Genomic DNA, 26,255 nt, shown 5'->3' with positions numbered 1-26,255 from the left:
AGGATCTGCGGATCGCTGCGGAGGTCAAGGACGGGGTGCTGCAAGGCTTCGACGGCGATCGCAACACAGCGTTTGGCGGCCGTCTCCCGGAAATCCACGACAAAGGCGATAACGCGTTCATCACGTTCGAAGCCGAAGGCACCGTCGCCAAAGGCTATGATCGCGGCTCAGCCACCCATTATGAAGCTCATCTCACCCAAGGTATCGTGCAAGTTTACGATCACGCGCAAAGCGCTTGGTTCGCCTACGACATCCAGGATTCCGACGCCGCGCAGAGCTATCATCGCGACTGATGAGCATGCGTTGACACAAATGCAGGCGGCGATGATGTGCTCCGCTGTCGCCGAGCAGGGTTCAACGCAAGTTTCTTCTAAAACTCAATACCTGCCTGCGCCTTGACGTTCTGTTCGCGGAAGGGGTGCTTTACCAGCGTCATCTCGGTCACGAGGTCGGCCGCGTCCATCAAGGGTTGCGGGGCGTTGCGGCCGGTGATGATGAAGTGCGTCATCGCCGGTTTGGCAGCAATGGCGGCCAGCACCTCGTCCAGCGGCAGGTAATCGTAGCGCAGCACGATGTTCAATTCGTCCGCCAGCACCATCGCGTAGGACGGGTCGGCCAGCATCCGTTTCACTTCGTCCCAGGCTTCACGCGCCACGGCGATGTCGCGGCTGCGGTCCTGCGTGTCCCAGGTGAAACCCTCCCCCATAGGCTTGAACTCGATCAGATCGGGGAAGCGATCGAACACGGCCTTCTCGCCTGTGGACATCGCGCCCTTCACGAACTGTACCACCCCCACTTTCATGCCATGGCCCAGCGCGCGCACCACCATGCCCAGCGCCGCAGAAGTCTTGCCCTTGCCGGTGCCGGTGTGGACGATCACCAGCCCCTTCTCCACCGTCTTGGCGGCGACCTTGCGGGCCTGAGCCACCTGGACTTTCGCCATCTTGGCCTTGTGTTCATCGTCGGTGCGAGGGGTCTTCATCGGTAATCTCCGGGCGGGTTGGCGGCATCGTTCGCAGGTGAGGCGGGCGCTGGCAATCCCACCCGATGCGCCATCAATTTGCTTGACGCTATCGGCCAGTCGCCCTCTAAGCAGCCGTGCAAGGCGTCCCGAAAGGCTTCACCGCCCGAGGGACATGGGAATGAGGTGGGCGTTCGCGCCTGAAGCCTCAGCCGCCCCCGCGACTGTAAGCGGATAGCGAGAGGCGCATGGTGAACCCCGGTTCGCCAGCCACTGGAGCCCAAAGCTCCGGGAAGGTGCGCCCCAAGCGATGACCCGCAAGCCAGGAGACCGGCCCTGCATTCGCGCCATTCCGGCGCATCGGTGCCACTCAAGGCCGTCGGTGGGACGGCAGGAGAAACGTGTTATGCATATCGAACCGGGCCTTGTGCCCCCGGGCAAAATGATGCTCGGCTACATCACGGCCGCAGCCGCCGGGTCTTACGCGCTGAAGCAGGTGGCGGACACCGCGCGGCAGAGCGGAGCCGCCTCCGTCGCGCTGCGCAGCCTGATCGCCACCGTGCTGGTGTTCTGCTTCTTCCAGGTCCTGCCGCACCATCCGGTGGGCGTATCCGAAGTCCACCTGATCCTGGGCTCGACCCTGTTCCTCACGCTCGGCCTGGCGCCCAGCGCCGTCGGCCTCGCCATGGGGCTGCTGATCCAGGGCCTGTTCTTCTCTCCGATCGATCTGGCGCAATACGGCATGAACGTGACCACGCTGCTGGTGCCGCTGTTCGGCCTGGCCGCGCTGGCCCGCAAGATCATAGCGCCGCGCACACCCTACGTGGCGCTCGGCTATGGCCAGGCGCTGGCGCTTTCCACCACGTATCAGGCCGGCATCGTCGGCTGGGTCGCGTTCTGGGTCTGCTGGGGCCAGGGCTTCGCCTCAGCCAACATGGCATCGCTGGCCACATTCGGCGGCGCTTACATGCTCGTCATCGTGGTGGAGCCCGTGATCGATCTTGCCGTCTTGGCGACCGCCAAGGCCCTTAGCGGCCTGAAGGGCAGCGGACTGGTGGAACGACGCCTTTACGAAACCGCCTGATCCCAAGCCACCACCTGTGGCTTGTTACAGATAACCAATGATTCGAGACGGCCTGACCGCCCGATCGAACATATATGATCGCGCCGGTGCCTTGAGAGAGGCTTAAAAGGGAACGCGGTGACGATGGCGTGCCCATCCAATCCGAGGCTGTCCCTGCAACTGTAAGCGGTGAGTGCGATGCGCATCGCTTCCCTCGGCTATCGAGGGAAGCAGCCACTGGGCCGGACGTTCGCGTCTGTCATGGCCTGGGAAGGCCGTGCGTCAAACGATGACCCGTGAGCCAGGAGACCTGCCGGTGCTTGGTCGCTCTTGCTTGGGCCCAGGGGATGGTCCGGGCACGGTGAACTCCGTCTGAGCGGCGAACGAACGGCCAAGCCGCAGCGATGGGTTTTCCCTCGGTCGTCTCGCACGTCCGTCTCCCGTTGCTGTAACGGTTCGCGGGCGTTGCCCGCCGCCAGGCACAACCGTTCGTAACTTGCAGCCAAATGCCGTGCCCTGGAAGGGCTCGAGCATACTTGAAACGGGGCCTCAGTTACGATGAACAAGTACCTCCTCTCCTCCGGAGTCTGCCTGCTGTCCGCTGCCTTCGCCGGTACCGCGCAAGCTGACGAGTCCTCCGATGTTACAGCCGACATCCTGGTGATCGGCCGGTCGGACCTGGGCATGAAGGTGGCAACCGAAACCGGCAGCCGCCTGGGCCTGACCCCGCTGGAACTGCCCGCCAGCATCGCCACCGTCGATGGTGACACGATCCGCGCCCGGGGCGATCTGACCGTTGCCGAAGCCGTGTCACGCGCGCCGGGCGTCACCACGATCGGCAATCCCGGCAATGGCAACACCGCCTTGTCGGTGCGCGGCTTCACCGGGCAGAGCTCTGTCCTGCAGTTGGTGGATGGCGTCCGCCTGTTCCCCACCGCCGGCACCATCACCTTTCCCACCGATCCGTGGAACGTGGAGCGGATCGAAGTGCTGAGCGGACCATCCTCGGTGCTCTATGGCCAAGGTGCGCTGGGCGGGGCGATCAACGTCGTCACCAAGAAGCCCAGCGACCGGCGCGAACTGGACCTGGAAGCCAGTTACGGCTCTCAAAACACGATGCACTTTGCGGCCGGAGCGGGCGGCCCGCTGGGGCAAGTGCTGAGCTACCGCGCGGACGCCAGCTACCGCCGTTCGGATGGCTGGGTCGATCGTGGCCGGAGTGAAAGCTTGTCCCTTGGCGGCGCGCTGCGCTTTGTGCCTTCGGATCGCTTCAGCCTGACCCTGCGCGGCGATTATGGTGACAACAAGCCGATGCAATACTTCGGGACGCCGCTGATCGACGGCCGCCTGGACCCGCGCACCAAGCGCCGCAACTACAACGTCCGCGATGCGCAGATGCATTATCGCGACGATCGCCTGACGCTAACGGCACAATGGGCGATCAGCGACGCGGTTTCCTTCACCAACACCGCGTATCGGCTGAGCAGCAAACGCCGCTGGTACAATCTTGAGAACTACTGCTGGATCGGCGCCACGGGAGAATGCCCCAGTGGCAACGGTTCCGGCACCCCCGGCCAGATCCGTCGCTTCGACAACCTGGGCATCGTCCATGATAACAAGCAGTTGGGCGATCAGGCCAACCTTACCATCCGCTCGCAACTGGGCAGCGGGCTGGCCAACGATCTGGTGCTGGGCTTCGATGTCAACGCGATCAAGCTGACCTATTGGAACAACTTCGCGTTTGCGGATCAGTCGGACGAAGTCGACCCCTTCCGCTTCGATCCCGGCACGTTCGACGGCAAGGCCAACCGCATCCCCCGCTATCTGACACGCACCAGCGAATGGAGCGTCTTTGCCGAAGACCGGTTGAAGATCGGCCAGCAAATCTCGCTCATCGGCGGCTTCCGCTATGAAGAAGACCGGGTGAAGCGGCGCAACTTCATCTATGACGCGGGCGGCAACATCACCGGGCAAGTCAACGCCTTCCCCAATGGCGCGCGGCAGCGCAAGTTCGAAAACTTCACCTGGCGGGTGGGCGCCGTCTATCAGCCGACACCGAACCTGTCGTTCTACGGCCAATACTCCACCGGCGTCGATCCGCTGGGGACGTTGACCACTTTCACTACCAACGCCACGCAGTTCAGCTTCACCAATGCCAAGGGCGATCAGGTGGAAGCGGGCATCAAGGCCAGCTTCCTGGACGGCAAAGGCTCTGCCACGCTGGCAGCCTATCGCATCGTCAAGAAAGGGCTCGTGGCGCAGCGCACGCCGACCAGCCCGATCGAGCAGATCGGCCAGCAATCCTCCAAGGGCATAGAGGCCGCCCTCGCCTTCTCGCTTCCCGGCGGCTTTGCGCTGGATGCGAACGGCACGATCTTGAAGGCGCGCTTTGACGACTATATCACGGGCGGTAAGGACTTTGCGGGCAATACGCCGTCCGACGTGCCGGAGACGGCCGCAAACCTCTGGCTAACCTGGCAAGGCCTGGGCGGGCTGCGCGCACAAGCCGGACTTCGCTATGTCGGCCGGCGCTTTTCGGATAACGGCAACCGGTTCCGCGTGCCCAGTTACGCCGTGGTCGACGCCGGGCTGTCCTATGCCTTCACGCCCGATCTGGCGGTCGACTTGCGGGTCTACAACCTCCTCGACAAGGACTACGCGGCCACCACGTATTCGGATCAGCAATGGCTGCTGGGTCGCCCACGCTCCGTCGATGTGGCGCTCAGAGCCCAGATCTGATGAAGACGGCGCCCGGGCTGCTGCATAAAGGCAAGCGATGGCTCTATCTGGTCCATCGCTGGATCGGCATTGCCACATGCCTGCTGCTGGCGATGTGGTTCGTTTCGGGCGCGGTCATGATGTACGTGCCGTTCCCCTCACTTACCGAGGAGGAACAGCTGGCAGGGTTGCGGCCGGTCGACTGGGCCAATGTCCATGGCCCTGCTTCGCCCGATACTTGGCTGCAACAGGGCCCCGACGGGCCGCTGTGGCTGGGCGAACAAACGCGATCGGCCACGCAAGGGCTGCCCCTCCCCCCCACCGATGCCGGCGCAGCCAGGCGCGAGGCGGCGGCTTTCGGGCACGCAAACGTCCGGTCGGCCAGTCTGATAGAGCGGGATCAGTGGACCGTCGCGGGCAGCTACGATCGCTATCGCCCCTTGTGGAAGGTCACACTCGATCGGCCCGACGGGCTCGTCCTCTATGTGAGTGGCAAAACCGGCAGCGTGGTGCTCGACACCCATAGGACAGAGCGCTTCTGGAACTGGCTGGGCGCGGTCCCGCACTGGATTTACCTGACGGTGCTGCGACAGGACCAGCCCCTGTGGCGGCAGGTCATCCTGTGGACTTCGGGCGCGGGTATCGTCGGCGTGGTCAGCGGCATGTGGATCGGCGTGCTACGCGTCCGCCTGCGCCGCCGCCGCTACAAGGGCGGCCGCGTCTCACCGTATCGGGGCTGGCAGTGGTGGCACCACGTCTTCGGGCTCCTCGGTGGTACGGCCATGACGCTATGGATCGTCAGCGGGTGGCTTTCGGTCGATCCCAACCGATGGTTCGCCGACAAAGGTCCGGGCGACGCCGCCCTCGCCCGCTACACCGCCCAAGGTTCTGCCCCACCGATCGACTGGCGCGCGATCGGCCAGCGTCCAGAGGCCGACACCGTCAAACGCGCGCGCTTGATCTGGACGGACGGCATGCCGCTGCTGGTCCTGGCGCGGACGAGTGGGACGGCGTCGGTCCTGAACGCGCGAACGCTGGAAACGATAGCACTCGATCCCGCCCATCTCGTGCAGGCGGCGCGCCGAATATTGCCTCACGCCGGCGTCATCCGCACGGAATGGCTGACACAGCCCGACACCTATTGGTACAAAGCCAAAGGCACGGTGGAACTGCCGGTCCTGCGCATCCGCTTCGACGATCCGGCGCAAACATGGATCACGATCAGTCCCCGAACCGGCGAGATACTGGAGACGCAAAGCGCACGTCGCCGATTATACCGCTGGCTGTTCGACGGCATTCACCGGTGGGACTTTAACGGCCTGATCACCCGCCGCCCCTTGTGGGACGCCTGGATGGCCTTGTGGCTGGCAATGGGCACGATCGGCGCGATCAGCGGCATCGTCATCGGGGTCCGGCGCCTGCGGAAGTAGGGCCAGGCGTCCAACATTATAATACAGCGCGAAGCATTTGCAGAACGCGGCCTGCTTATCCTCGTCCGCCTCCGGCACGGCGGATATTCATGGAACGATTGGGTCTACTCTATACAAAAAAGCAGGTCCGAAACTCAGGATCATTCCCGAGTTTCAGACCTACCTTCATCAGATCAATTATATGTCAGAACTTGATCGAGGCACTGCCACCAAAGGTGCGGGGCGCTCCATAAACGGCAGTCGCATACCCGAAGGCCTGGAACTGAGCCTGCCGCGCGGTGATGTAGTTTTTGTCAAACAGGTTCCGGACCCAGAATTGAGCACTGATCGGCGATCCTGCAACGTTCTCCCAATTCAAAGAGGCGCTGGCGGTGAAGTAACTATTGATTTCATTGTATTGAGGGCCAAAGCTGGCGTTGTAACCCACGAACAGATTGTTTTGCTTGATCTTGCTCGAGTAATATCCAGAAATAGTCGTTGTGATCTTACCGGAGCTCGGATCAATCGGCAATTCGTACGTGGCGGCCACGTTGAATTGATGCTTCGGCGTCTGCGCCGGCACCGCGCCGCTCAAGTCGCTCCTGGGAACGAGTGTTGCGCCAGTCAGGCCATCCGCGTTGCCGCCAAGACCCGGAATGATGAAGCTCTTGAACTCGGAATGGATGTAATTGTAGCTGCCGTCGAAGGTCAGACCTTGAACGGGTGAGTACCGCATCTCAAAGTCCGCGCCATAGACCTCTTGCTTGGCGGCATTGATAACGCCGAAGCCGGAGAACTGATCGTCATAATTAACATTGACGAAGATCTGCTTGTTGCTGGTTTTGCCACGATACAACGCCACGTTGGTACGAAGTGGACGCCCACCGAGCGACCAGTCCGCCTTTACGCCGGCCTCGATCATCGTGGTCTTCTCAGGCTCGTAGAAGGGAACTTCGCGGATTGTAAAGTTGGCGCCCCCAGCAAGATAGCCATGGCTGATCTTGGCGTAACCCAGAACGCGCGAGCTGAACTTGTTGGAAAGCGCGACGGTCCAGCTTGGAGCACGGAAGCTCTTGCTACGTCGGCCGACGCAAGCATTCAGATCCCGGTCCGTGTAAGCCAGGAACGCGGCGGTGTTGCACGGCGTCCGCGCATCGGGTCGGAAAAATTTGCCGAACCGCGGCAGCACACCGTCCGCCTGAGCGACCGTACCTTCTGACTTCACGTGATCCCAGTTGTAACGGACACCGCCCGAAATATTCAGGGTATCGGTAATGTCGAACTCAGAGTTGAAATAAGCTGCCTTCGATGTGAACTGCTTCTTCTCAAAGTTCAGCGCATTGCTCACCAATGGTGCGTTGAAGAACGTCAGATAGATGCTCTGCGCCACGGTGGCATTTTGGCCCTGCCTTTTGTCGTTCAGGAGGAAATATCCACCCAAGCTCGTCCGCAGGCGCCCATCGAGGGCTTTGTGCCGCAGCGTGATGTCGTCGGTCCACTGCGAGGTCTTCACGTCGTTCAGGACATTCACCAGAGCGAAGGACGTGCCGGAGCTCTCTTCCGATGTTTCCGTTTTGTCATGGCGATAGCCCAGAACGTTGCGGATGGAAAAGGCATCGGAAAGCTCGATCGTAGCACGATGCTCCAGCCCGAACAGCTTCGCCTTGCCGTAAAGGTCCTTCGCCACGCCTGAAGGATCGGCACCAACGAAGATGGATTTGCGCGAGCCCGTTAGCGCACCCAAGTTGGCAAGATTGATACCCTGGCCGGCATTCGGCCGGAATGCGACGGGGATGAACGCGGTGGGGGATTCATCGCGCTGGAAATAGTCCAGGATCAGCGCCGTTTCGATCGGTCCGCTGTTGAGCGACATCGTTCCGCGCAGCGAGTAACGGTTCTCGTCCGAGAAATCCTTTGGGGCACCACCCGCCGCGATCCGGTTCTTCACGTATCCATCACGCTTGATGTAGTTTCCGGCAAAACGAAAAGCTAAAACGTCGTTGACGGGCAAGTTGATCATGCCCTCGAAATCACGGCGATTGTAGTTACCGTAGCCCGCCTTCGCGAAGGCCTCGACCTTGTCGGTTGGAAGATTGGTACGGACCGTGATCGTACCACCCGTCGTATTGGTGCCGAACTGCGTACCCTGCGGCCCCTTGAGCACTTCAACGGTGCTTATATCGTAGAACTGCGTCGTGATACCGACCGCTGACATCAACGGCACGTCATTCAGATAAAGAGCGACGCCGCCATCAATGCCCAGCTCGGTTGCCGTGCCGCGGATGGCGAATACCGGGACGCCACCGGTCGCGTTGTTCGAAATCGTCAGGCCGGGAGTAATCGTCTGAAGATCCTGAACGGTAAGGATCGCACGGTCTTGAATTTCCTTGCCGCCGAATGCAGCCACGGTGATCGGAAGCGACTGCGCGGCTTCACCTGTCTTGCGGGCGGTGACGATGATGTCGCCAAAACCTGTGCCATCGGCCGGCTGCTGATCCTCCGCCGCGATTACCGGGCTCGCCATCAGGGCCACGGCCGTAGCGAAAACAGAAGCGCCGATTACGCGGCACGATGAAACTTTCATGTAATTCCTCCCAAGTCAGGCAACTACCAGAGCCCGCTTTCGCAGCGCTCATATCGGCAAGTTCAGCCGGACTGCATGGGATTTCGCCCGTCTGCAAAAGCAATCAGACATAGGATTGAAAGTGTAGTTGGTGGCAGTCCCGATAGATTTTATGACACCTGTTGCCCAATTCACACGGCACTGACTCAACGAATGATCGTTTGGTCTGACGCTTATCAGAATAACCTGCGCTCCCCTTCGGGGGCTCTACGCACCCGCAGTCGAGAATTGGCGGATACTAGGGAAGGCGGTGCCGACTACACCTTTCACACCAATTGGCGGCTCGCGAAGCGGGACATCAACTGCATCGCTGCGATGCTGTCCGCATGCAAAACGGCAAGAGTTTGAAACGGATGGATCAGCCCATCCATCCGCAGCGCCTCGACCGTGTTGCCGGCCTCCAACAACTTTTGCGCGTAAAGCTCGCCCTCGTCCCGCAGCGGATCATACTGCGCGGTGATGATCAACGCAGGGGGCAATCCACTCAAGTCTTTGGCGCGCAAGGGGCTGAGATATTGTTGGTCACGATCGGCGTCATCGGCGTACTGATCCCAGAACCATTGCATCAGTTCGCGTGTAAGTAACTTGCCCTGAGCGTTTTCGATATACGAAGGGCGATCGAAATCGTGATCGCAGATAGGGTAAAGCAAGACTTGGCATGACAAGGCCGGCCCACCCTCATCGCGGGCTTTCAAAGCCACAGCTGCGGCAAGATTGCCGCCAGCGCTGTCGCCCATCACGCCCATTCGCGCGGCATCGAAACCCAGTACCTGAGCGTGGTCAGCCACCCACTCGGTCACATCATAGCAATCCTCGAGCGCCGCCGGATATCGATGATCGGGAGCAAGCCGATAGTCCACCGACACGACGGCGCACCCGGCTTCGTGGGCAATGAAGTGTGATCGAAACTCGTCGCCATCCAACGAACCACGCACCCAACCGCCACCATGCATGCTGATGAGCACGGGATGCGGCTGCTCTGTCTTTGGTCGATAGATGCGGATCGGGATCAAATGGCCATCCCTTCCCCTGACCTTGCGGACCTCTACCGAAACAGGGTTGGAAAGCGGCGGAATGTTGACCGGGGCTGCACGCATTTCTGCCGCTAGCTCTACAGGTGGACGCGAGAAGTCGGTCGGCGGCAGGGCATTCACCCGGTCGAGGATGGCCTGAAAATCCGGGTTCACAGCCATACGGTCATCCTCTTATGTCTTGATGCGCCCGGTCGATAGACGCCGGCTGCGCAGTAATCGGTGCTAGCTCAATCCACATCGATAGTTGCTGGATCCACACCGACGGCCGCCGCCTGGCGCTTCGCCCAGTCCGCTTTCAACATGAACGTAGGATCGGCACGGACAAGGGCCTCGGTCTGCGCCATCAAAACCTCTTCCGATTCGTCCAGATCGAGCGGTTCGGCGCAGGGCTGCGCGATATACCAGGGAGAACCGGCATAGAGTTCAAGCCGATTATCCTCAGGATCGTAGCAATAGATGCTCCAGGCGTTGCCGTGATTCATCGTGCGATCGACGCGGACACCTTCAGTTTTGAAGATCTCATTGAAAGTCTGAAGGTCTTTCAAAGACGACAATCGGAAGGAAAGCTGGTTGATCAGGCCGACGCCCATGGCATCGTCACGACCCTCTACGAGCACCAACTGATGATGCTCCAGAGGACTACGGCTGAGAAAGACGATCCGCCCACCGCGTTGCGTCGGTCCCTGATCGGTGACGACCATGCCCAGCACGCGCTGATAGAATGCGACCATGGCATCAAGATCGCGGACATAGAGGCCAACATGGCGAAATTGCGCGTCGGGCGGTGAGATCGTCATCGGGACAGTCTTTCTCAGTTCGTCGGGTATCGTGCTGTCATTCGCACCTGCAGGCTCGGCGGTCTTACGAGGCGCGGACCAAGCCGCCATCGACATAGAAAGTCTGCGCGGTGATCAGGTCCGCATCGGAACTGACCAGGTACGACAGCGTGCCGGCCATGTCCTCGGGCGTAGGCGGGCGCGGAATGGCCTGGCGTTCCGCCAGAATGCCATACAGTTGCTCTGACGTGAAGCCACGAAAGTTTGGTTCGCGCGCAAGCGTACCCTCGGTACGGGTGAAGCCAGGCGCGATGGCGTTGACCGTGATTCCTTCAGGACCGAGCTCGCTAGCCAGGGCGCGAGTAAAGCCGATCACACCGCCCTTTGCCGCGATATAGTGGGTCAAACCCGGAGCGACTTGGCCGAAGCTGTTCGAAGCCATGTTGACGACGCGACCCCACTTGCGCTCCCGCATGCCCGGAACAAACCGCTTTGACATCAGAAACACGGAATCGAGGTTGATCGACAGCATCCGCCGCCAGTCTTCCAACTCGATATCCGCGAACGGACGGCTGGGAAAAACGCCAGCGTTGTTGATCAGCATGTCGCAGCGGCCAAATGCGGCCTCTACATCGTCACCCAGTCGCAGGATGTCGTCGGGCACAGCAACGTCGCACCGGAATGCAGCTGCCTTTGCGCCAGTAGCCTTGACCTCATCAAGGGTCTGGCCAGCGTCATTGATGTCCACGATCGCGACATCGGCCCCTTCCTTGGCGAGCCGTACCGCAAAGGCACGACCGATTCCGGCGGCGGCTCCACTAATTACCGCGACTTTTCCCGCATGGCGCTTTTCCATGACCTGCTCCTAAAACCTGAATAGACTGGGTGATGCGGCCGCACTTCAGAGGATGGCGAAATCCGGCGCTTCCTTGGCGATGCTGTTGCGCAGAATCCCGATACCCGAAATCTCCACCTCGACGGTGTCGCCCTCTTTCATCCAGAGCGGCGGTTTATGAAACGCGCCGACGCCGCCGGTCGTACCGCAGATGATCACGTCACCCGGCTGCAATGTGATGAAGGACGAGCAATAGGATACCAGTGCCGGGACGTCGAAGATCAGGTCGTCGAGGGTCGCGGCCTGAACTTCCTGACCGTTGAGGCGGGTCTTCATCGAAAGCGCCGATACATCAGCGATCTCGTCCCGCGTCACCATCCAGGGGCCGAAGGCGCCGGTTTCAACGAAGTTCTTGCCTGGCGAAAACTGCTGCGTATGCCGCTGCCAATCACGAACGCTGCCATCGTTGTAGCAGGAGTAGCCCGCCACGTAATCCAGCGCCTTGTCCTCAGGCACATAGCGGCAACGCTTCCCGATGATCACCGCAAGTTCGCCTTCATAATCGAACTGATCGGACACCTTCGGGCAAAGCATCGGCTGATTGGCGCCGACCTGACTTTCTGCAAAGCGCAGGAAGATCATCGGCTTGGCGGGCATTTCACGGCCCGTCTCCTTGACGTGACTTGCGAAATTCACGCCCACACAGAAAATCTTGCTGGGATCAGGAATGACGGGCAGCAGTTGCGCGTCAGCGAACGAGACATTGGCCTCGCCGTGTGCCTGAGAGCGTGCGAACGCCAGGCCTTCGGGATCGGCCAGCAGTTCACGCAACGAACGAAAGCGCGGGCCAAGGTCGATGATGCCCTCGGGTTGATCGATGCTTCCCGTCACGATGCCGCAGCTCTCGCGTCCGTCCGATCCGATATAACTGGTCAGTTTCATGGGTTAGACCTTCTAGTTCGGGTAAATGTGGCGCTCATGCGCCGCCAAGGATGGTGACAGCTGTTGCCGCCTCTTCGTAGCCAAGGAAACCCCCGCCGTTCTCGGCAATCGCCCAGCGCGCGTCTGCCACCTGCCGGGACCCGGCGTCCCCGCGCAGCTGCGTCACCAGTTCATGAAGCTGAATGATCCCCGTCGCTCCGACCGGGTGCCCCTTCGAAAGCAAGCCGCCCGAAGGGTTCACGGGAATGCGCCCACCCAGAGCCGTGGCCCCGGATGTCGCCATTTCCCCACCGTCGCCCCTGGCGCAAAAGCCAAGGTTTTCCACCTGCAGGATCTCCGCAAAAGCAGTGGCGTCATGCACTTCGGCTACCGACATGGCATCGGGCCCGACACCCGCCTGTTCGTACGCCTTGAGCGCGGCGCGGCGGCCGACGTGATTGTCCAGGTCATCCGGGCTGCGATCCGTGGCGGAGACGAGCGCGCAGCCCGCCACGCGCACGGCGCGATCGGCGTTGAACCGCTTCAGGGCAGCCCCCGTACACAGCACCATGGCGGCGGCTCCGTCGCTGATGGGCGCGCACATCGCACGGGTGAAAGGCCACGACACCGGCTTATCGGCCAGGACCTGCTCAACCGACATGTCGAACTGATATTGCGCATCCGGATTCATCGTCGAGTGATGATGGTTCTTCGCAGCGACGGCGGCGATCTGGTGTGGCGTCGTGCCGTAATGCGCCATGTGATAACGCGCGAAGGCGGCGTAGATATCCATGAATACGCTGCGCTCAGCAGCTGGTTCAATGCCATCGGGGATCGGCATACCGTCCGCCAGTGAGAGCAGAGCGGCGATCTGGCTGTCAAATTCCAGCACGTCGGTACTGCCGCGAAAGGCCCGGAACATGCCGTCCCGATTGTCCGGAAAGAACATCTTTTCCGCGCCAACCACCAGTGCGACATCGCCCATGCCCGCGTTCAAGTACGCGAGTGCATTGGCAAAACCGGTACTGCCACTGGCGCAGGCGTTCTCAACATTGGTGATCGGGATGCCCGTGATCCCGCTGTGACGCAGCGCCACTTCGCCCCGGATCCCGTTCTGCCCTTCCAGAAGAGCCTGGCGCGTGTTGCTGAACCAAGCCGCCTCTATCATGGATGGATTGTCCAGCCCGGAATCGGCCAGGGCCTTGTCAACCGCCATAGCGGTCATGGCGCGTAGCGGACGATCCGGAAACTTTCCGAGTGCCGTCATCCCCGAGCCGACAATGTAGACTTCCGAGTCCGACCGCACGTTAACACCTTAATTTGAAGCAAGGCATAACCGGGTTAAGGCGATGCCAGCCAACAGCCGATCGAGCCCCGCGAGCTCCAGTGGAGCGTGGAACTACACAAGTGCCGGGCGTCGGAGCAAGGGTCGTCGCGCGCAGAAGCCACTTGTCGGCACCCCAATCAAGATGGTGATAGCGTGGCGGGCCAGCGAATAAGGCGCTTTAGAATTGTAGGCCAATGGGATTGTCGCGGCTGCTGCTTTTCAAGGCATCGCGCATCTCTTTTGGCCGCTCATCGCATCAGGCAGGGCCGGGCCTTTCCTGTGGTGGCCCCACGTTTATCAGAATGCTGATGGGAATAGGCTGTCGAGCGCCTAGGGTTTCCATCGACTAGGAACAAATCTAAAATCCCGTAAGCCTTGTGGAGCATTGCTGCCGCGCCTCTAGCTTGTAAGGGTACACCGGTCGCGTCTTGTCGTTCGATTGTTCGGCATCGCTAAGCTTTGAAGGTAGCCAGTTGAATAAGCGGCCCCAGAGATGGGCCGAATGATAGGGTGAATGGATTTCCATGACGCAGGCGCAGCTTCAACATAGCGATATTCCGGCCGGGGTTCCGATGCATGATGCGGGTGAGCGATTTCATCCTTTCGAACACGAAGGCATGCATCAGCTCCTGGCTGAATTTCGCCAGGACGTACCAATCTTTTATTCGCCGCTGATCGACTACTGGGTCGTAACGCGGCGCGCGGACGTCATTTCGGTCCTGCGCGATCATGAGCGTTTCTCCGCCGTCGTCGCGACGCAGCCGGTTGTGCCATGGCCGCCAGAATTGCTGCAGTATCTGGTGGATCAAGGGTTCACGAACGAGAGTGTACAGGTGGCTTGCGATCCGCCCCGGCATACTCGCATCCGGAGCCATGTGCAGGGCTTCCTAAATCCGAAGAAGCTGCAATCGTTCGAAGCGGAAGTCCGTGCCTTGGTCCAGAGCTACGTCGCGGCCATCGAAGGCAAGGACACCGTCGATCTGGTCGACGCGATCACTTACGAACTGCCGGCGCTCATCGCCTTTTTGCTGCTGGGCGTGAAGGACATCGATCCCCGCCGGATCAAATCTTGGACTGAACTGCGCGTCAAGTTGATGCATGGCCATCCCACGCGGGAAGAACAGATGGCCGCGGCGGACGACCTGCTGGATTTCTGGCGCTTTTCCTGCGACTTGGTTGAGCAGCGCAAGGTCAACCCAGGCGATGATTATCCCAGCTGGCTGCTCGCATCCCGTGGCGGCGACGATACGCGGCTGACGGAAAATGAAATCAAGAGCCTGACGTTCGCGTTGCTGCTGGCCGCCCACGAGACGACTTCGAACGCTTCCGCTAACGTTTTGCTCGAATTGCTGCGTCGCCCCGAAGACTGGCAGGCCCTGGTGGAGGACCCTTCCCTGATCCCGAACACGGTGGAGGAAGGGCTACGTTATGTTTCCTCGGTCGTGGCTTGGCGACGCATGGCGAAAGAGGACTTCGAACTTGCCGGCGTGAGCCTTCCGAAAGGCACGAAGCTGCTGCTTTCGCTGGCGTCGGCAAGTCGGGACGAAGGCACGTATGAGAACGGTGACAGCTTCGACATTCGGCGCAAGAACGCGCGGTCACACGTGGCCTTCGGCAACGGCATTCATTTTTGCATGGGTGCACCGATCGCGCGGATGCAAATCCGCATGATGATCGAAGAACTGACATCGGCTTTTCCCAACATGACGCTCATCCCGGACGAAGAGATCGAGATTGCCGGCGTGTTGACGTTCCGCGGCCCGACCCGCTTGCCCGTCCGGCTGAACGGCTGAACGGCTGAACGGCTGAACGGCTGAAATTGCTACATTGCGGGCTGGCTTTGAAAAAGCTTGGCCCACTAAAGAGAGATCATCATGGAAAAGCAGAAAGTCCGGTTTGAATTCGTTACTTTCACCGGGGAGCGCCAGGAAGTGGAAGGCATGACGGGGGACACCGTCATGCAGGTCGCTTATGATAACGGTGTCGAAGGCGTCGCTGCCGAATGCGGCGGGTCGATGTCCTGCGGCACGTGCCATGTCTTTTTGGACGAAGCTTCGTTCGACCGGATCGACGCTCCATCAGAGGGCGAAGTTGACATGCTCGATATCGTAGCCAGCGAGCGACGCCCTACCAGCCGCCTCAGTTGCCAGATCAAGCTTGAGGAAAACTTCACTGGTGCGAAAGTCATGATACCGGAAATGCAATACTAAAAAAGCGGCGAAAAGCGCATCCGATTTGCGCGGGAGATACCCTGATGACCAACCAAAATTCCGTCGCCGAGATAGAAACCCTCCTGCGCGATTATATCGACTTGTTCAGCGCGGGCGACTTCGAGACCGCCGTGGCATCTTACCATCTGCCGTTCTCGTGGATTATCGGTCCGACGATCGCCACAGCCTATACCGCTGACGAATTCATCGACAAGATGAACGCTATGCGCAACGGCCTGCTGGAACAGGATTTTTTGCGAAGCGAGCTTGTTTCGTGCACCGTCAGGATGCTCGGCGAGCATGCGGCACTGGCTGGCGTCGAAGTGGCGCGTCACTATGCTGGCGGACGAGAAAAAGAAATCACCGGGGGAACGTACATCGTCCATGGCGATGGAACGAACTGGCGGCTGGCTAGCATCATCGGGCATCCGCTGTCCGAGATCGTCCCTGCCTGAAAGCAGGGATAGCGGCCCCGCCTCGAGACTGCGCAATTCTGATGCACGGGATAGGCAAGGCCTATCTCGTGCATCAGTGCATCACACCCCCATTACCCCTTCGGAAATTTGATTACGTCGCGCTGTTAACGCTGCTGCTCTTTCTCCTGAGGGAGAAAAGCCCTACGCGCGTCCCTCAAATATCAAGATTTGTGTTTTCGAGTGGCGATTTCGCAATTCGATGAACGGCTGATACTCCTCCGAATTCAAAAATTGCATGATGGCATCGCACGATGGGAAATTGAACGTGCCAACGCCTGAGGGGACAGGCAGGTCACCCTCGGCTACTGTAACGGCACCAGCCGACGTGAAAGCATATTCGCCGCCGTACTTTGCAACGATTTGTGGTACATTAGCGGAATACTCAGCGATCCAGCTGAAATCATCGGTATATATCATCGCGACCATGTGTGCAGTCATCGTAACCTCCGTCTACATATCAGGCCATCGGGCCAATTATTTCGGTTCCTGAGCGATGCCCGATTTGCCGCTTGGGCCCATCGTCACACGACAGTGAGGGCGAATGCGCGCACATCGTCAGCGAAAAGGTCGGGCTGCTCCATCGCGGCGAAATGGCCGCCGCGGGGCATGTCTGTCCAACGCACGATGTTATAGCTTCTTTCCGGCAGGCTGCGGGGCGGCGGCTTGAACAGAGGATCGGGAAATGATGCCATCGCCGTAGGTACAGTGATCGGATGTTCTAGCTGGAACGCCTTCTCTTTCGAATTGCCGAGATATATCCAGGCCGATGTGGTTATCGTCCCGGTAGCGACATACAGCATCACATTGGTCAGCAGATGGTCGATCGAATAGCCCGCCAGGAGATCGGGCGCACCATCTTTCCAAGGCACGTCCGACCACATCGCAAACTTTTCCAGTATCCAAGCGGCCGTTCCCACCGGACTATCTTGCAACGCAAATCCCAGCGTTTGCGGGCGGGTCCTCTGGATGTGTGAATAGCCGCCGTCCGCTTCGCGCCACTTCATCTGCAGCTTTTGGTACTGCCGCTCCTCGTCGGTTTCAGCAGTCACACCGGCATGGCCCATGATCATCATGTTGACATGAAGCGCCACGCAAGCATCCGGATAGTCGTGTGCCAGCCATGATGCCGTGGTGCTGCCCCAATCCCCGCCCTGGGCAATGTAACGTTCATAGCCAAGCACCCGGGTCATCAAATCGTGTAAAGTTCGTGCCACCGTCCGGGTGCCGATGGGGCCTGCCGGCTTACCCGAAAACCCGAACCCTGGCAGCGAGGGGATCACCAGATCCAGTGCGTCGGCGGCATCGCCGCCAAACCGCTCAGGATAGGCCAGGCGGAGGGCCGAGTCGCGAAACTCGGCGAATGACCCAGGCCATCCATGCAGCAACAAGACCGGCGGGCGCGATGCGCCACCCGGCGTTTGGATATGGATGAAGTGCAAAGTCCCTTTGTCCATCTCGCACCGAAACTGCGGCAACTCATTCAAAACAGCCTCTTCGGCGCGCCAGTCGTAACCGCCGATCCAGCGGTCCGTGATCGTGCGCAGGGCCTGTTTGGCAATACCCGCGGACCAACCACCAGCGTCAGGGAAGCTGTCCCAATCGAAACAACGAACGCGGTCCCCGATCCAGGACAGGCGATCATCGGAGATGGCGATCTTGAATGGCGTGACGGCCGTCATCAAAAAACCTTCTTCAACAGTAGGATGCGCAAAATCATAGTGTTCGGACTTATTGGGTTTAGCCTGCAATGTCAGAAAGACCGGCCCCTGAGTGCGGTCGTCCGGTTCACTGATGATAGTAAGCAAGCATCTGGTAACGCAGACCGTCGGCTTGCCACAATCTACGCAAACAAAAGGACCTTCAGCCATCCGCACCGCGACGGCAAGTGGCCACAATCACATCTTTGATGCCTTGTGAAACGACATATCGTTCGCGATGAGCGCCTGCACGGGCCGTCGCCGCAACGAGACGCTGCGCGACATTCGATGCAAGCCTTTACTAAGTCTTTGAGTCAAACCTGAAAGCGCCTCGCCCTTGTGGCAGATCGGCACACTCGTAAACATCACCAACCGGCCGTATCCTCAGAGACCGTGCTCGTTGACACTGGGGAACAACGCACATTACCTAATGGCCGAGCGGCTCTTGCCCTTACGCAAACAGTCATCGTTGAAAGCCTGAATTATGAAAATCCTGATTGTGTCGGCCCACCCCGAGCCGGCGTCGTTGACGAACGCCTTGCGCGACATCGCGATTGATCAGCTCAGGGCCGATGGTCACGAAGTGCAACTCAGCGATCTTTACGCGATGAAATTCAAGACCGTGGTCGACCGTGAGGATTTTCCTGCTGTCGATCCCGCGGAGCCGCTGCGCCCGACCGTCGCCTCCATGAAGGCGGCCGCTGCCAGAGAATTCTCGCAAGACGTCCTGGACGAGCAGGAAAAGGTGTTCTGGGCGGATGCGGTCATTTTCGCATTCCCGCTTTGGTGGTTCTCCGTGCCCGCCATCATGAAGGGGTGGATTGATCGCGTCTGGACGGCAGGCGTTGGTTATCAATTGACGGGCGAGCGTTATGGCGCGGGCCGGATGGCGGGCAAGCGCGCCATGTTGATGGTCATGGTGGGCGGTCAAGAGTCTTATTTTAGCGAACGGGGAGTCAATGGCCCCATCAACGACCTGCTGTTCCCGATCACTCATGGAATGCTGTATTATCCTGGGTTTGATGTACTCCCTTCGCTGCTGGTCCACGGTACGCATCATCTGGGAGAGAAATATCCTGCAGTGGTCGAGGGCGTGCGGGAACGGATGCGGACGCTCTTTACTATTCCGCCCATTCCTTTCCGACCCCAGGGTGGCGGCGACTACACGGAAAAAGCCTTTGAACTCAGAGAGCAAATAGCGGCAAGCGCCCCAGCGGGCTTTGCTGCTCACATTCAGACGGACGCCGAATAAATTTTATCTGGACGCAAGCGGACATTTTACCTTTTCTTGGGCCGTCAGCTTCATAATAGGCTGACGGCTATTGTTTTTAGCGACTGTTGCTTATCGACGCCTCGCGCCGCTGCTTTACCCGCCCGATGTGTATCTTGCCCCTTTGGGCAATGTCTTCAAGCCGAGGCGTATCTACCGGTTTTGCGCCTTGGCAGTGCGCCCGCAATTTCCGGCAAAATTGGCGGAAAACCGGGCTTTCGCGGATGAACTATCCGCCATGTAATGCAAAGCAGCCGTTCGTTGACACTTAGGCCCTCCAGATTTCAAAATAGAACCATAGCCCAAGGCTTAGTCGCGTTGTCTTGATTCCATCGCGCTCCCCACCATTTCATTCGAAAGCATATGTTCGGCATGGCATTACTAGACGATCTTTTCGGCCTGAAAGGCAAAACTGCTCTGGTCACCGGCGGCGGCAGCGGTCTTGGTCGAGTTATCGCCGAAGGATATGCGGCGGTCGGCGCTCGCGTGATTTGCGCGGACATTGATCTAAGCAGGGCTGACGAGGTGGCAAACGCCATCGTCGCTTCGGGCGGCCAAGCTGACCCTTGCCGGCTCGACGTCTGGAACGAGGACTCGGTTTCCGCTTCTGTAGAGACCTTGGGTAGCGCAAACTTGGACGTTCTGGTTAATTTTGCCGGTGTGGCTACGCCGCCGACGATGACACATGAGCTATCCACCGATGATTGGACGCGTGGCGTGGGCATCAGCCTGACTGGGACGTTTTTCATGACCCGTGCGATGCTACCCAAGATGCGTACGAACGGTGGCTCGATCATCAATGTGGCGTCGATCCTTGGTCTGGGCGGTTATTTTCCCGATTTCCCTGCGTCCAGCGTTGATTATGCTGCAGCAAAGGCCGGCGTAATCGGCTTCACTCGTCAGGTAGCGGTTGAGTATGCGGCGGAAAAAGTCCGCGCGAACGTGATCGCTCCCGGTTGGCACGGCGGCACTCGTCTGGGTGACGGCCGCCGCCGTGAGCGGACTGCCGAGGAAGAGGAGCGCTTCTACACTGAGATGAACCGTCGCATCCCGATGAAGCGGCGCGGCGATGCCAGCGAAATTCTGGGTCTGGCCCTGTATCTTGCCTCTCCTGCGTCGGCCTACCTCACCGGGCAGGTCATCACGCAGGACGGAGGCTGGACTGCGTGCTAAGACATATTCAGGTCTCTTGCAGTAATAAGGTCCATCTGTTCTCATTTTGAGGATATTCACTTATGATCCACAATACGGACTTGCTTAGCAATCGTGCGGAATGGCCGTTGTTGGTCGAAGCGAAACGTCTGGCTCCATTCTTGGCCAGCAAGGCGGAAGCGAACGAAGCCGCTGGTCAGGTTAGTCAGGAATCGATCTCGGCTATGCGCGACGCAGGCTTCTTCAGCTTGATGGTGCCCAGCGAAGTCGGCGGGATGGATTCAAACCCGGTCGAAGTGTTGTCGATCGTGGAAGCGATGTGCAACATCGATGCTGCTACCGGGTGGGTGATGATGGCCGCCAACGTCGCAACTGCATCGGCCGCCGGCTTCTTGCCGGATGAGGGTTTCCAGGCTTTGTTCGGTAATGGTCGCCCGGTGGTTGCCGGTGCCGGCGCGCCGACTGGGAAGGCCGTAGTCGAGGGTGATGGATACCGCCTTTCCGGACGTTGGTCATACGGCAGCGGCTGCCTGAACAGTGATTTCATCCACGCTGGTGCGATAGTCTATGAGGACGGTGCGCCGCGTGTGTTACCCGGAACGAATACGCCCGAAGCCCGCATCTTCATCTTTCCTACGAAGGATGCTGAAATGCTCGGCAATTGGGACGTCTTAGGCCTGCGCGCCACAGGTAGCGTCGACTACGCGGTGACCGATCTGTTCGTCCCGGGCGAGTTTACCCATTTGCCTTCGGAGATTGTCGGAAAGCGCGGTGGTGAGGGCTTCCGCATCGGTGTTGTCGGCCTCAGCGCATTGGGTCACACTGGTTTTGCCTTGGGTCACGGCCGTCACGTTCTAGACGAACTAGCCAAGCTGGCACAGTCGTCAGGTGGGCGCGATCTGGCTGGATCGGACGCTTTTAAGCAGGAGTTCGCGGCGGCCGAGGGCAAACTGCGGGCAGCTCGTGCATTTTGCTACGAAGTCTGGAACGATGTACTTGAAACCATCAGCCAGGGCGAAGCTGTCGCTCTGCGCCAGTTCACCTTGATCCGGCTCGCGCTCAGCCACGCTACGACCGTGATGATGGAGAATTCGATATTCGCCCATCGCGTCAGTGGCGGCGCGGGGCTTCGTGCCGGTTGGCTTCAGCGAGCGTTCCGCGATAGCCTCTCCGCCACGCAGCATTTGGTGGTTTCGGATAAGGCGCTCCGCGATTGTGGCCACGATCTGCTAGGCTTTGCCACGGATATGAAGTGGACGCCGCGCGGGTTGGTAAACGTCAGCTAACAGACCGGTACATCCGCGAATTAATCGCGAATGGGGAATGCGATCGAAGCAGATGCGTCACCACGGCGCTTTCTGGGACGATGGCCTGTGGGGTTTTGCGGATTTATGCTTCCGATTCATATGCTTTATCGGGGACTGCGCCTTAACCCGAATGGTGAGGCTCTCATCGATGGGCCTATCAGGATGAGTTATCGAGATCTCGTTGGCCAGATCGAAGCGGTCGCGAGTTACTTACAGGAGCAGTTGCCACAGCCGCAGTCCCGTGTCGGCGCGTGTGGGCACAATAACTGGCAGCATGTCGTCAGCATGCTGGCCATCTTCGCGTCAGGTCACACCTGGGTTCCTCTCAATCCGCGCAATTCCCCCGCCGAGTTGGCTGGAATTGCTGAGGCGTCGGATTTATCCCTGATCTTCGCGGACGATGATTTTGCGGCTCTATTTGAAAAGGCAGGTTGCCCCATCGTAACGATGGCGGGACCGTCCGACGATCGTCTTTCAATCCAGGATATCATTCAGGGTCATTTCGGCAAACGCCCGGCGGATATCGCCCGCCTGCAGGACGGGATATCCGCCATCAAGTTCACGGGCGGAACGACCGGCAACCCCAAAGGCGTCCTCCAGCCGTACCGCGCATTTATGAGCTGCATCGCCAGCATGCTGGCGACGTTTGGGTTTGACGAGCAGGAACGGATGTTGCTCGTCGCGCCACTCACGCATGGAGCCGGTACGTTCCTGTTGCCCGTGATGGCGGCGGGGGGCTGCAATATCCTAATGGACGGAGCCAAGGCCCCCGCGATCTCTGAAACCATCGTTGCGGAACGCATAACGGCCAGCTTCATGCCGCCGACCCTGATATATTCGTTGATCGATCATGCTCAGGCCACCGGAACGCGTTATTCTGGTATCAAGCACCTGATATACGGTGCGGCGCCCATGTCGCCCACGCGGATGCGGCAGGCGCACGAGGTTTTCGGCCCTCATCTTGCCGCGATTTATGGCCAGACCGAGGCACCTACCATGATCACCGCGATCACGGCATCGGAACTGGCCGATGAAGCTAACTTGCTGTCGGTCGGCCGGCCTTGCCCCTTCAATGAAGTACAAATCATGGCGCCGGACGGAACCTTCCTGCCCCCGGGTGAAACCGGCGAAGTTGTCGTACGTGGCGACCTGGTTATGCGGGGCTACCTCAACCGTCCGGACCTGACTGCACAAACCATCGTCAACGGCTGGCTGCACACCGGAGACCTGGGGTCGTTTGACGAACGCGGCTACCTGTTCCTTAAAGATCGATTGCGCGATGTCATCATCACGGGCGGATTCAACGTTTATCCCACGGATGTGGAAGCCGTCTTGGGAACACACCCCGATATCGTCGACGTTACCGTGATTGCTCGTCCAGATGACTACTGGGGTCAACGTGTCGAAGCCGCTGTCGTCCTTTCTGCCGATGCTTCGGTTTCGCCAGACGAACTCATCAGTTTTGCGAAGGCCGAACTGGGTTCGGTGCGGGCGCCGAAATCTGTGCATATCTTGCCCAGCATGCCAGTGAACGCAGTAGGCAAGGTGACGCGGAACAATGTGTTGCGTGCAGTGGAAGAATTGGAAGCACAGTAACTTGTCTCCGGGTATACGATCACATTAGCGACCAAGTCCTTTTGCAAAACACCAGCGTCGCTGCCGACCGTTATGCCCGAGCACTGTCCACACGATGTCCGCTCAGCAAAATCACGCGGCTGATGGTGACACTGCGCCACTGGCGGATTTCACGGATGCCGCGCAATGGTGAACACCTGTGAATTCGTCTTACAAGGAACATTCTGCGATGGCCCTTCCGCCCCCAGAGTCATTCACGCTGCAGCCGGAATACGATTTCGTGATCGTGGGCAGCGGCGGCGGGTCTATGGTCGCCGCTATCTACGCCAAACTCGCTGGCCTGAACCCCGTCATATTGGAAAAGCGGGATAAGATTGGCGGCTCGACCGGCTTTTCGGGTGGCGTGTGGTGGGTGCCAAACAACCACGTCATCAAGCGACATGGCGTCCACGACACGAAGGAACTAGGCCGTCGGTATCTAGCGGCAACTGTGGACTTCGTCGGCAAGGGCACAACGGAAGCCCGCCGCGAGGCGTTCCTGGACGAAGCTCCGGAGATGATCCAGTTCCTGGAAGATCAGGGCATGGAGTTTGAGTATCCCGACGGCTGGTCGGACTACTACGACGATCGCGATGGCGGCCAGCCACGGGGCCGATCGCTGGTTGCCATGCCTTACGACCTGCGCAATCTCGGCCCCTGGGAAGAAAAGCTTTCGCGCTACGCTCCTTTCATCGGCATCCCGTTTCCCTCGTTGCCGCTGATCAAGATGTTGATGGTCAAACGCTCTTTTGCCGCCAAGAAAATCATGGCCCGTCTCGCTTTGGCTGTTGCGAAGAACAAGATCCTCGGGCGTCACATCGCTGCCCACGGCGCAGCGATTCAGGGGCGGATGTTGGAAATGACGCTAAAGCGGGGAATACCCATCATCTCCGGATTTGCGAGTGACCAACTCATCGAAGAGGACGGCAGGATCGTCGCGGTAAGCGGGGTTCATGAAGGGCAGCGCAAGACCGTGCGCAGCCGCTACGGCCTGCTGATGAACGTCGGCGGCTTTGCGCGCAATGATGAAATGCGCCAAAAGTACCAGCGCAAGCCCATCAGCAATCAGTGGACCAACGCCAATCCGGGCGACACCGGCGAAATGATCGAGGAAATGATCCGCCACGGCGCGGATACCGAGAACCTGGACATGGCCGTCTGGGTGCCGACCTCGCTCAACGCCGATGGATCGTTGCCTGCCGGCGCGCACGGAAAGGACGGCACGCCCTACCCGTTCATGCATGTCGGCGAAATCGCTGTCCCGCATTACATCTGGGTTACCAAGCGCGGCAATCGCTTCGTCAACGAGGCCAACTCGTACATGGAGCTTGGCGAAGCCTTGTATGAGAACGATGCCGTCCCCGCATTCGCGGTCTTCGATGACAGGGCGATGCGCAATTATGCCTACGCGTCGCTGATGCCGGGCATGAAGCCGATCAAGCAGTGGCTGGAATCCGGTTTCCTGATCAAGGCGGACACCATCGCCGAGCTTGCTGCGAAGGCCGGAATTGATCCCGATGGGCTCGCCGCCCAGATCGAACGCTATAATCGCTATGCCGAAACCGGCGTGGACGAGGAATTCCACAAGGGTGAGCGCCAATACGATCGTCTCCGCGGCGATCCGACGCACAAGCCCAACCCGTGTGTTGGCTCTATCGCCAAGGGCCCCTTCTACACCACGCGGATCTTCCCGGGTGACGTAGGCACGTTTGGCGGTGTGGTAACGGACGAGCATGCGCGCGTGCTGCGCTCCGACGGCTCGATCATCGAGGGGCTGTATGCCACCGGCAATTGTACTTCATCGGTAATGGGGCGCTCTTATCCCGGCCCCGGCGCCAGTATCTCTCCGGCGTTTGCCTTTGGTTACATCGCGGCGAAGGATGCGGTGGGCAAACGGCACAATCAGGCTTGATCCGGAAGAGAGCCCGGCCCCCCGTGGCATCCAATTGAAGGGGGGCGGGGCTCTCTAACTTTCGTTGCACTGGTCGGCCCAGTGCATCTCATCAGTTGACAGAGCGGCACTGCCCCCCGTCGACGCGGTAGTTACCGCCTGTCATGTAGCTGGCCTGCGGGCTGGAAAGAAACACCACCATGCGAGCGATATCCACGGGGCGGCCAAAGTGCTTGGTCGGCTGAGGGATAACTTCGCTTGTGAAGCGGCGCTCGATCTCGGCCCAATCGTCGGTCTCCCAACCCAGCTGCTTGGCCCAAAGGACGAACCCGTTACGAACGCCTTCGGTGGCAATTGTCCCGGGCGTGACCGTGTTGACCGTCACCCCGGTGCCACCAAGCGATTTGGCGAGGCCCGTCGTCATATTGGTGATGGCAGCCTTGGCCGGCTGATAATCGGCCAGATCGGGCTCGGTCTGCGTGGCGGAGGCGCTGGAAATATTGATGATGCGCCCCCAGCCCTGCGTGATCATGCCTGGCGCGAACGCCTGGATCAGACGGACCGATGATCCCACATTCTGCTCGTACGTCCAGCGCCAATCATCCCACGGTGTTTCCAGCCACGGTCGATTGAAGCTCTCCGCGGTCGAGTCCGGCCGGTTTGCGGCGGCCATACCGCCGGCGTTGTTCACCAGGATATCCAGGCCACCAAAGCACTCCGCCGCCTGCTTGGCAACAGCAGCGCAGACGTCTTCGCTGCTGAGTTCCCCTATCACGAAACGCGCGTCGCCACCCGCATCCGTCAGACGCTGCACCACCGCCTGCGTTTTCGCTTCGTCGCGACCGTGAACGACGACCTTGGCTCCTTCCTGGCAAAAGGCCTCGGCAATAGCGGCGCCAATACCTGAACTGCTGCCGGTGACCAGCACCCGTTTGCCGCTCAATTCCATGTCCATAGGCATCTCTCCATCA

General features: G+C 59.7%; 22 protein-coding genes, 1 pseudogene and 2 riboswitches. Of the genes and pseudogenes, 13 read left to right on the top strand and 10 right to left on the bottom strand.

All coding sequences use genetic code 11. The annotated features are described in order from the left end of the window. Window positions 1-293: hypothetical protein (locus ACHWRX_RS15215; protein ID WP_394659819.1), on the top strand; the 293-nt coding region annotated here is incomplete at its 5' end. Between the two features lie 77 nt (window positions 294-370). On the opposite strand, the gene cobO is transcribed toward ACHWRX_RS15215, so the two are convergent. Continuing rightward, window positions 371-982, bottom strand: a complete 612-nt coding sequence (gene cobO, locus ACHWRX_RS15210; protein WP_394659818.1) for a cob(I)yrinic acid a,c-diamide adenosyltransferase — start codon at window positions 980-982, stop codon at window positions 371-373. Between the two features lie 104 nt (window positions 983-1,086). Next, window positions 1,087-1,315: riboswitch (cobalamin riboswitch) on the top strand. A gap of 52 nt (window positions 1,316-1,367) precedes the next feature. Here cobO and ACHWRX_RS15205 point away from each other — a divergent pair. The 3 genes from ACHWRX_RS15205 to ACHWRX_RS15195 all read left to right on the top strand — a co-directional run bounded on the left by ACHWRX_RS15205 (window position 1,368) and on the right by ACHWRX_RS15195 (window position 6,172). Further along, a complete protein-coding gene (locus ACHWRX_RS15205; RefSeq protein ID WP_394659817.1) occupies window positions 1,368-2,045 on the top strand; it encodes an energy-coupling factor ABC transporter permease in 678 nt (225 codons plus the stop codon). Between the two features lie 67 nt (window positions 2,046-2,112). Further along, a riboswitch (cobalamin riboswitch) is annotated at window positions 2,113-2,357 on the top strand. 225 nt (window positions 2,358-2,582) lie between these two features. After that, window positions 2,583-4,763 carry a TonB-dependent receptor gene (locus ACHWRX_RS15200; RefSeq protein ID WP_394659816.1) on the top strand — a complete coding sequence of 727 codons (2,181 nt, stop codon included), beginning with the start codon at window positions 2,583-2,585 and terminating at the stop codon, window positions 4,761-4,763. Further along, window positions 4,763-6,172 (top strand): hypothetical protein, encoded by a 1,410-nt coding sequence (locus ACHWRX_RS15195; RefSeq protein ID WP_394659815.1) that lies wholly within the window; start codon window positions 4,763-4,765, stop codon window positions 6,170-6,172. The genes ACHWRX_RS15200 and ACHWRX_RS15195 overlap by 1 nt, the downstream gene beginning before the upstream one ends. A 184-nt stretch (window positions 6,173-6,356) precedes the next feature. Here ACHWRX_RS15195 and ACHWRX_RS15190 read toward each other — a convergent pair whose 3' ends face one another. The 6 genes from ACHWRX_RS15190 to ACHWRX_RS15165 form a co-directional block, all read right to left on the bottom strand. Continuing rightward, window positions 6,357-8,735 carry a TonB-dependent receptor gene (locus tag ACHWRX_RS15190; RefSeq protein WP_082668032.1) on the bottom strand — a complete coding sequence of 793 codons (2,379 nt, stop codon included), beginning with the start codon at window positions 8,733-8,735 and terminating at the stop codon, window positions 6,357-6,359. 305 nt (window positions 8,736-9,040) lie between these two features. Next, the gene (locus tag ACHWRX_RS15185; RefSeq protein ID WP_288487378.1) at window positions 9,041-9,967 is read right to left on the bottom strand and encodes an alpha/beta hydrolase; all 927 of its coding nucleotides are present in this window, start codon (window positions 9,965-9,967) and stop codon (window positions 9,041-9,043) included. A gap of 68 nt (window positions 9,968-10,035) precedes the next feature. Beyond that, window positions 10,036-10,605, bottom strand: coding sequence for a VOC family protein (locus tag ACHWRX_RS15180; RefSeq protein ID WP_394659814.1), 570 nt, complete (start codon window positions 10,603-10,605; stop codon window positions 10,036-10,038). Window positions 10,606-10,669: 64 nt separating this feature from the next. Beyond that, window positions 10,670-11,440, bottom strand: a complete 771-nt coding sequence (locus ACHWRX_RS15175) for an SDR family NAD(P)-dependent oxidoreductase (protein WP_394659813.1) — start codon at window positions 11,438-11,440, stop codon at window positions 10,670-10,672. Window positions 11,441-11,485: 45 nt separating this feature from the next. After that, the gene (locus tag ACHWRX_RS15170) at window positions 11,486-12,361 is read right to left on the bottom strand and encodes a fumarylacetoacetate hydrolase family protein (RefSeq protein ID WP_394659812.1); all 876 of its coding nucleotides are present in this window, start codon (window positions 12,359-12,361) and stop codon (window positions 11,486-11,488) included. Window positions 12,362-12,395: 34 nt separating this feature from the next. Further along, on the bottom strand, window positions 12,396-13,646 hold the full coding sequence (locus tag ACHWRX_RS15165) for a thiolase family protein (protein WP_394659811.1): 1,251 nt from the start codon (window positions 13,644-13,646) through the stop codon (window positions 12,396-12,398). A gap of 545 nt (window positions 13,647-14,191) precedes the next feature. Between ACHWRX_RS15165 and ACHWRX_RS15160 the strand changes: the two genes are divergently transcribed. The 3 genes from ACHWRX_RS15160 (at window position 14,192) to ACHWRX_RS15150 (ending at window position 16,332) form a co-directional block, all read left to right on the top strand. Beyond that, window positions 14,192-15,460, top strand: a complete 1,269-nt coding sequence (locus ACHWRX_RS15160) for a cytochrome P450 (protein WP_288487381.1) — start codon at window positions 14,192-14,194, stop codon at window positions 15,458-15,460. A gap of 81 nt (window positions 15,461-15,541) precedes the next feature. Next, window positions 15,542-15,877 carry a 2Fe-2S iron-sulfur cluster-binding protein gene (locus ACHWRX_RS15155; protein ID WP_183617205.1) on the top strand — a complete coding sequence of 112 codons (336 nt, stop codon included), beginning with the start codon at window positions 15,542-15,544 and terminating at the stop codon, window positions 15,875-15,877. Window positions 15,878-15,921: 44 nt separating this feature from the next. Further along, window positions 15,922-16,332, top strand: coding sequence for a hypothetical protein (locus tag ACHWRX_RS15150; RefSeq protein WP_394659810.1), 411 nt, complete (start codon window positions 15,922-15,924; stop codon window positions 16,330-16,332). A gap of 162 nt (window positions 16,333-16,494) precedes the next feature. Here ACHWRX_RS15150 and ACHWRX_RS15145 read toward each other — a convergent pair whose 3' ends face one another. Both ACHWRX_RS15145 and ACHWRX_RS15140 read right to left on the bottom strand, forming a co-directional pair. After that, entirely contained in the window at window positions 16,495-16,791 is a 297-nt protein-coding gene (locus ACHWRX_RS15145; RefSeq protein ID WP_058737093.1) for a DUF1330 domain-containing protein, read from the bottom strand. Between the two features lie 83 nt (window positions 16,792-16,874). Next, a complete protein-coding gene (locus tag ACHWRX_RS15140) occupies window positions 16,875-18,221 on the bottom strand; it encodes an epoxide hydrolase family protein (protein WP_394659809.1) in 1,347 nt (448 codons plus the stop codon). Between the two features lie 313 nt (window positions 18,222-18,534). On the opposite strand from ACHWRX_RS15140, the gene ACHWRX_RS15135 reads away from it, so the two are divergent. From ACHWRX_RS15135 to ACHWRX_RS15110, 6 genes and pseudogenes are all read left to right on the top strand, one after another. After that, entirely contained in the window at window positions 18,535-19,302 is a 768-nt protein-coding gene (locus tag ACHWRX_RS15135; RefSeq protein ID WP_394659808.1) for an NAD(P)H-dependent oxidoreductase, read from the top strand. 390 nt (window positions 19,303-19,692) lie between these two features. Then, window positions 19,693-20,493 carry an SDR family NAD(P)-dependent oxidoreductase gene (locus ACHWRX_RS15130; protein ID WP_394659807.1) on the top strand — a complete coding sequence of 267 codons (801 nt, stop codon included), beginning with the start codon at window positions 19,693-19,695 and terminating at the stop codon, window positions 20,491-20,493. 62 nt (window positions 20,494-20,555) lie between these two features. After that, window positions 20,556-20,786 (top strand): annotated as a pseudogene (locus ACHWRX_RS15125) (acyl-CoA dehydrogenase family protein); the annotation flags it as partial. 36 nt (window positions 20,787-20,822) lie between these two features. Then, window positions 20,823-21,758: a hypothetical protein gene (locus tag ACHWRX_RS15120; protein WP_394659820.1), complete on the top strand. Its 936-nt coding sequence runs from the start codon at window positions 20,823-20,825 to the stop codon at window positions 21,756-21,758. 30 nt (window positions 21,759-21,788) lie between these two features. Then, window positions 21,789-23,375, top strand: a complete 1,587-nt coding sequence (locus tag ACHWRX_RS15115) for a class I adenylate-forming enzyme family protein (protein ID WP_394659806.1) — start codon at window positions 21,789-21,791, stop codon at window positions 23,373-23,375. A gap of 208 nt (window positions 23,376-23,583) precedes the next feature. Then, window positions 23,584-25,305 carry an FAD-binding protein gene (locus ACHWRX_RS15110; RefSeq protein ID WP_394659805.1) on the top strand — a complete coding sequence of 574 codons (1,722 nt, stop codon included), beginning with the start codon at window positions 23,584-23,586 and terminating at the stop codon, window positions 25,303-25,305. A gap of 91 nt (window positions 25,306-25,396) precedes the next feature. Here ACHWRX_RS15110 and ACHWRX_RS15105 read toward each other — a convergent pair. Next, on the bottom strand, window positions 25,397-26,255 hold an 859-nt coding region (locus tag ACHWRX_RS15105; RefSeq protein ID WP_394659804.1), incomplete at its 5' end, for an SDR family NAD(P)-dependent oxidoreductase.

The sequence above is a fragment of the uncultured Novosphingobium sp. genome (genome assembly GCF_964277725.1).
Lineage (GTDB): Bacteria > Pseudomonadota > Alphaproteobacteria > Sphingomonadales > Sphingomonadaceae > Novosphingobium > Novosphingobium fluoreni.
The sequence above is the reverse complement of the archived record's forward strand: the minus strand, read 5'-3'. Positions and strand labels throughout refer to the sequence as shown.

Coding starts and splice junctions, on each gene's coding strand:
- cobO (WP_394659818.1), bottom strand. CDS start 982: ATGAAGACCCCTCGCACCGACGATGAACACAAGGCCAAGATGGCGAAA.
- ACHWRX_RS15205 (WP_394659817.1), top strand. CDS start 1,368: ATGCATATCGAACCGGGCCTTGTGCCCCCGGGCAAAATGATGCTCGGC.
- ACHWRX_RS15200 (WP_394659816.1), top strand. CDS start 2,583: ATGAACAAGTACCTCCTCTCCTCCGGAGTCTGCCTGCTGTCCGCTGCC.
- ACHWRX_RS15195 (WP_394659815.1), top strand. CDS start 4,763: ATGAAGACGGCGCCCGGGCTGCTGCATAAAGGCAAGCGATGGCTCTAT.
- ACHWRX_RS15190 (WP_082668032.1), bottom strand. CDS start 8,735: ATGAAAGTTTCATCGTGCCGCGTAATCGGCGCTTCTGTTTTCGCTACG.
- ACHWRX_RS15185 (WP_288487378.1), bottom strand. CDS start 9,967: ATGGCTGTGAACCCGGATTTTCAGGCCATCCTCGACCGGGTGAATGCC.
- ACHWRX_RS15180 (WP_394659814.1), bottom strand. CDS start 10,605: ATGACGATCTCACCGCCCGACGCGCAATTTCGCCATGTTGGCCTCTAT.
- ACHWRX_RS15175 (WP_394659813.1), bottom strand. CDS start 11,440: ATGGAAAAGCGCCATGCGGGAAAAGTCGCGGTAATTAGTGGAGCCGCC.
- ACHWRX_RS15170 (WP_394659812.1), bottom strand. CDS start 12,361: ATGAAACTGACCAGTTATATCGGATCGGACGGACGCGAGAGCTGCGGC.
- ACHWRX_RS15160 (WP_288487381.1), top strand. CDS start 14,192: ATGACGCAGGCGCAGCTTCAACATAGCGATATTCCGGCCGGGGTTCCG.
- ACHWRX_RS15155 (WP_183617205.1), top strand. CDS start 15,542: ATGGAAAAGCAGAAAGTCCGGTTTGAATTCGTTACTTTCACCGGGGAG.
- ACHWRX_RS15150 (WP_394659810.1), top strand. CDS start 15,922: ATGACCAACCAAAATTCCGTCGCCGAGATAGAAACCCTCCTGCGCGAT.
- ACHWRX_RS15145 (WP_058737093.1), bottom strand. CDS start 16,791: ATGACTGCACACATGGTCGCGATGATATATACCGATGATTTCAGCTGG.
- ACHWRX_RS15140 (WP_394659809.1), bottom strand. CDS start 18,221: ATGGCTGAAGGTCCTTTTGTTTGCGTAGATTGTGGCAAGCCGACGGTC.
- ACHWRX_RS15135 (WP_394659808.1), top strand. CDS start 18,535: ATGAAAATCCTGATTGTGTCGGCCCACCCCGAGCCGGCGTCGTTGACG.
- ACHWRX_RS15130 (WP_394659807.1), top strand. CDS start 19,693: ATGGCATTACTAGACGATCTTTTCGGCCTGAAAGGCAAAACTGCTCTG.
- ACHWRX_RS15120 (WP_394659820.1), top strand. CDS start 20,823: ATGATGGCCGCCAACGTCGCAACTGCATCGGCCGCCGGCTTCTTGCCG.
- ACHWRX_RS15115 (WP_394659806.1), top strand. CDS start 21,789: ATGGGGAATGCGATCGAAGCAGATGCGTCACCACGGCGCTTTCTGGGA.
- ACHWRX_RS15110 (WP_394659805.1), top strand. CDS start 23,584: ATGGCCCTTCCGCCCCCAGAGTCATTCACGCTGCAGCCGGAATACGAT.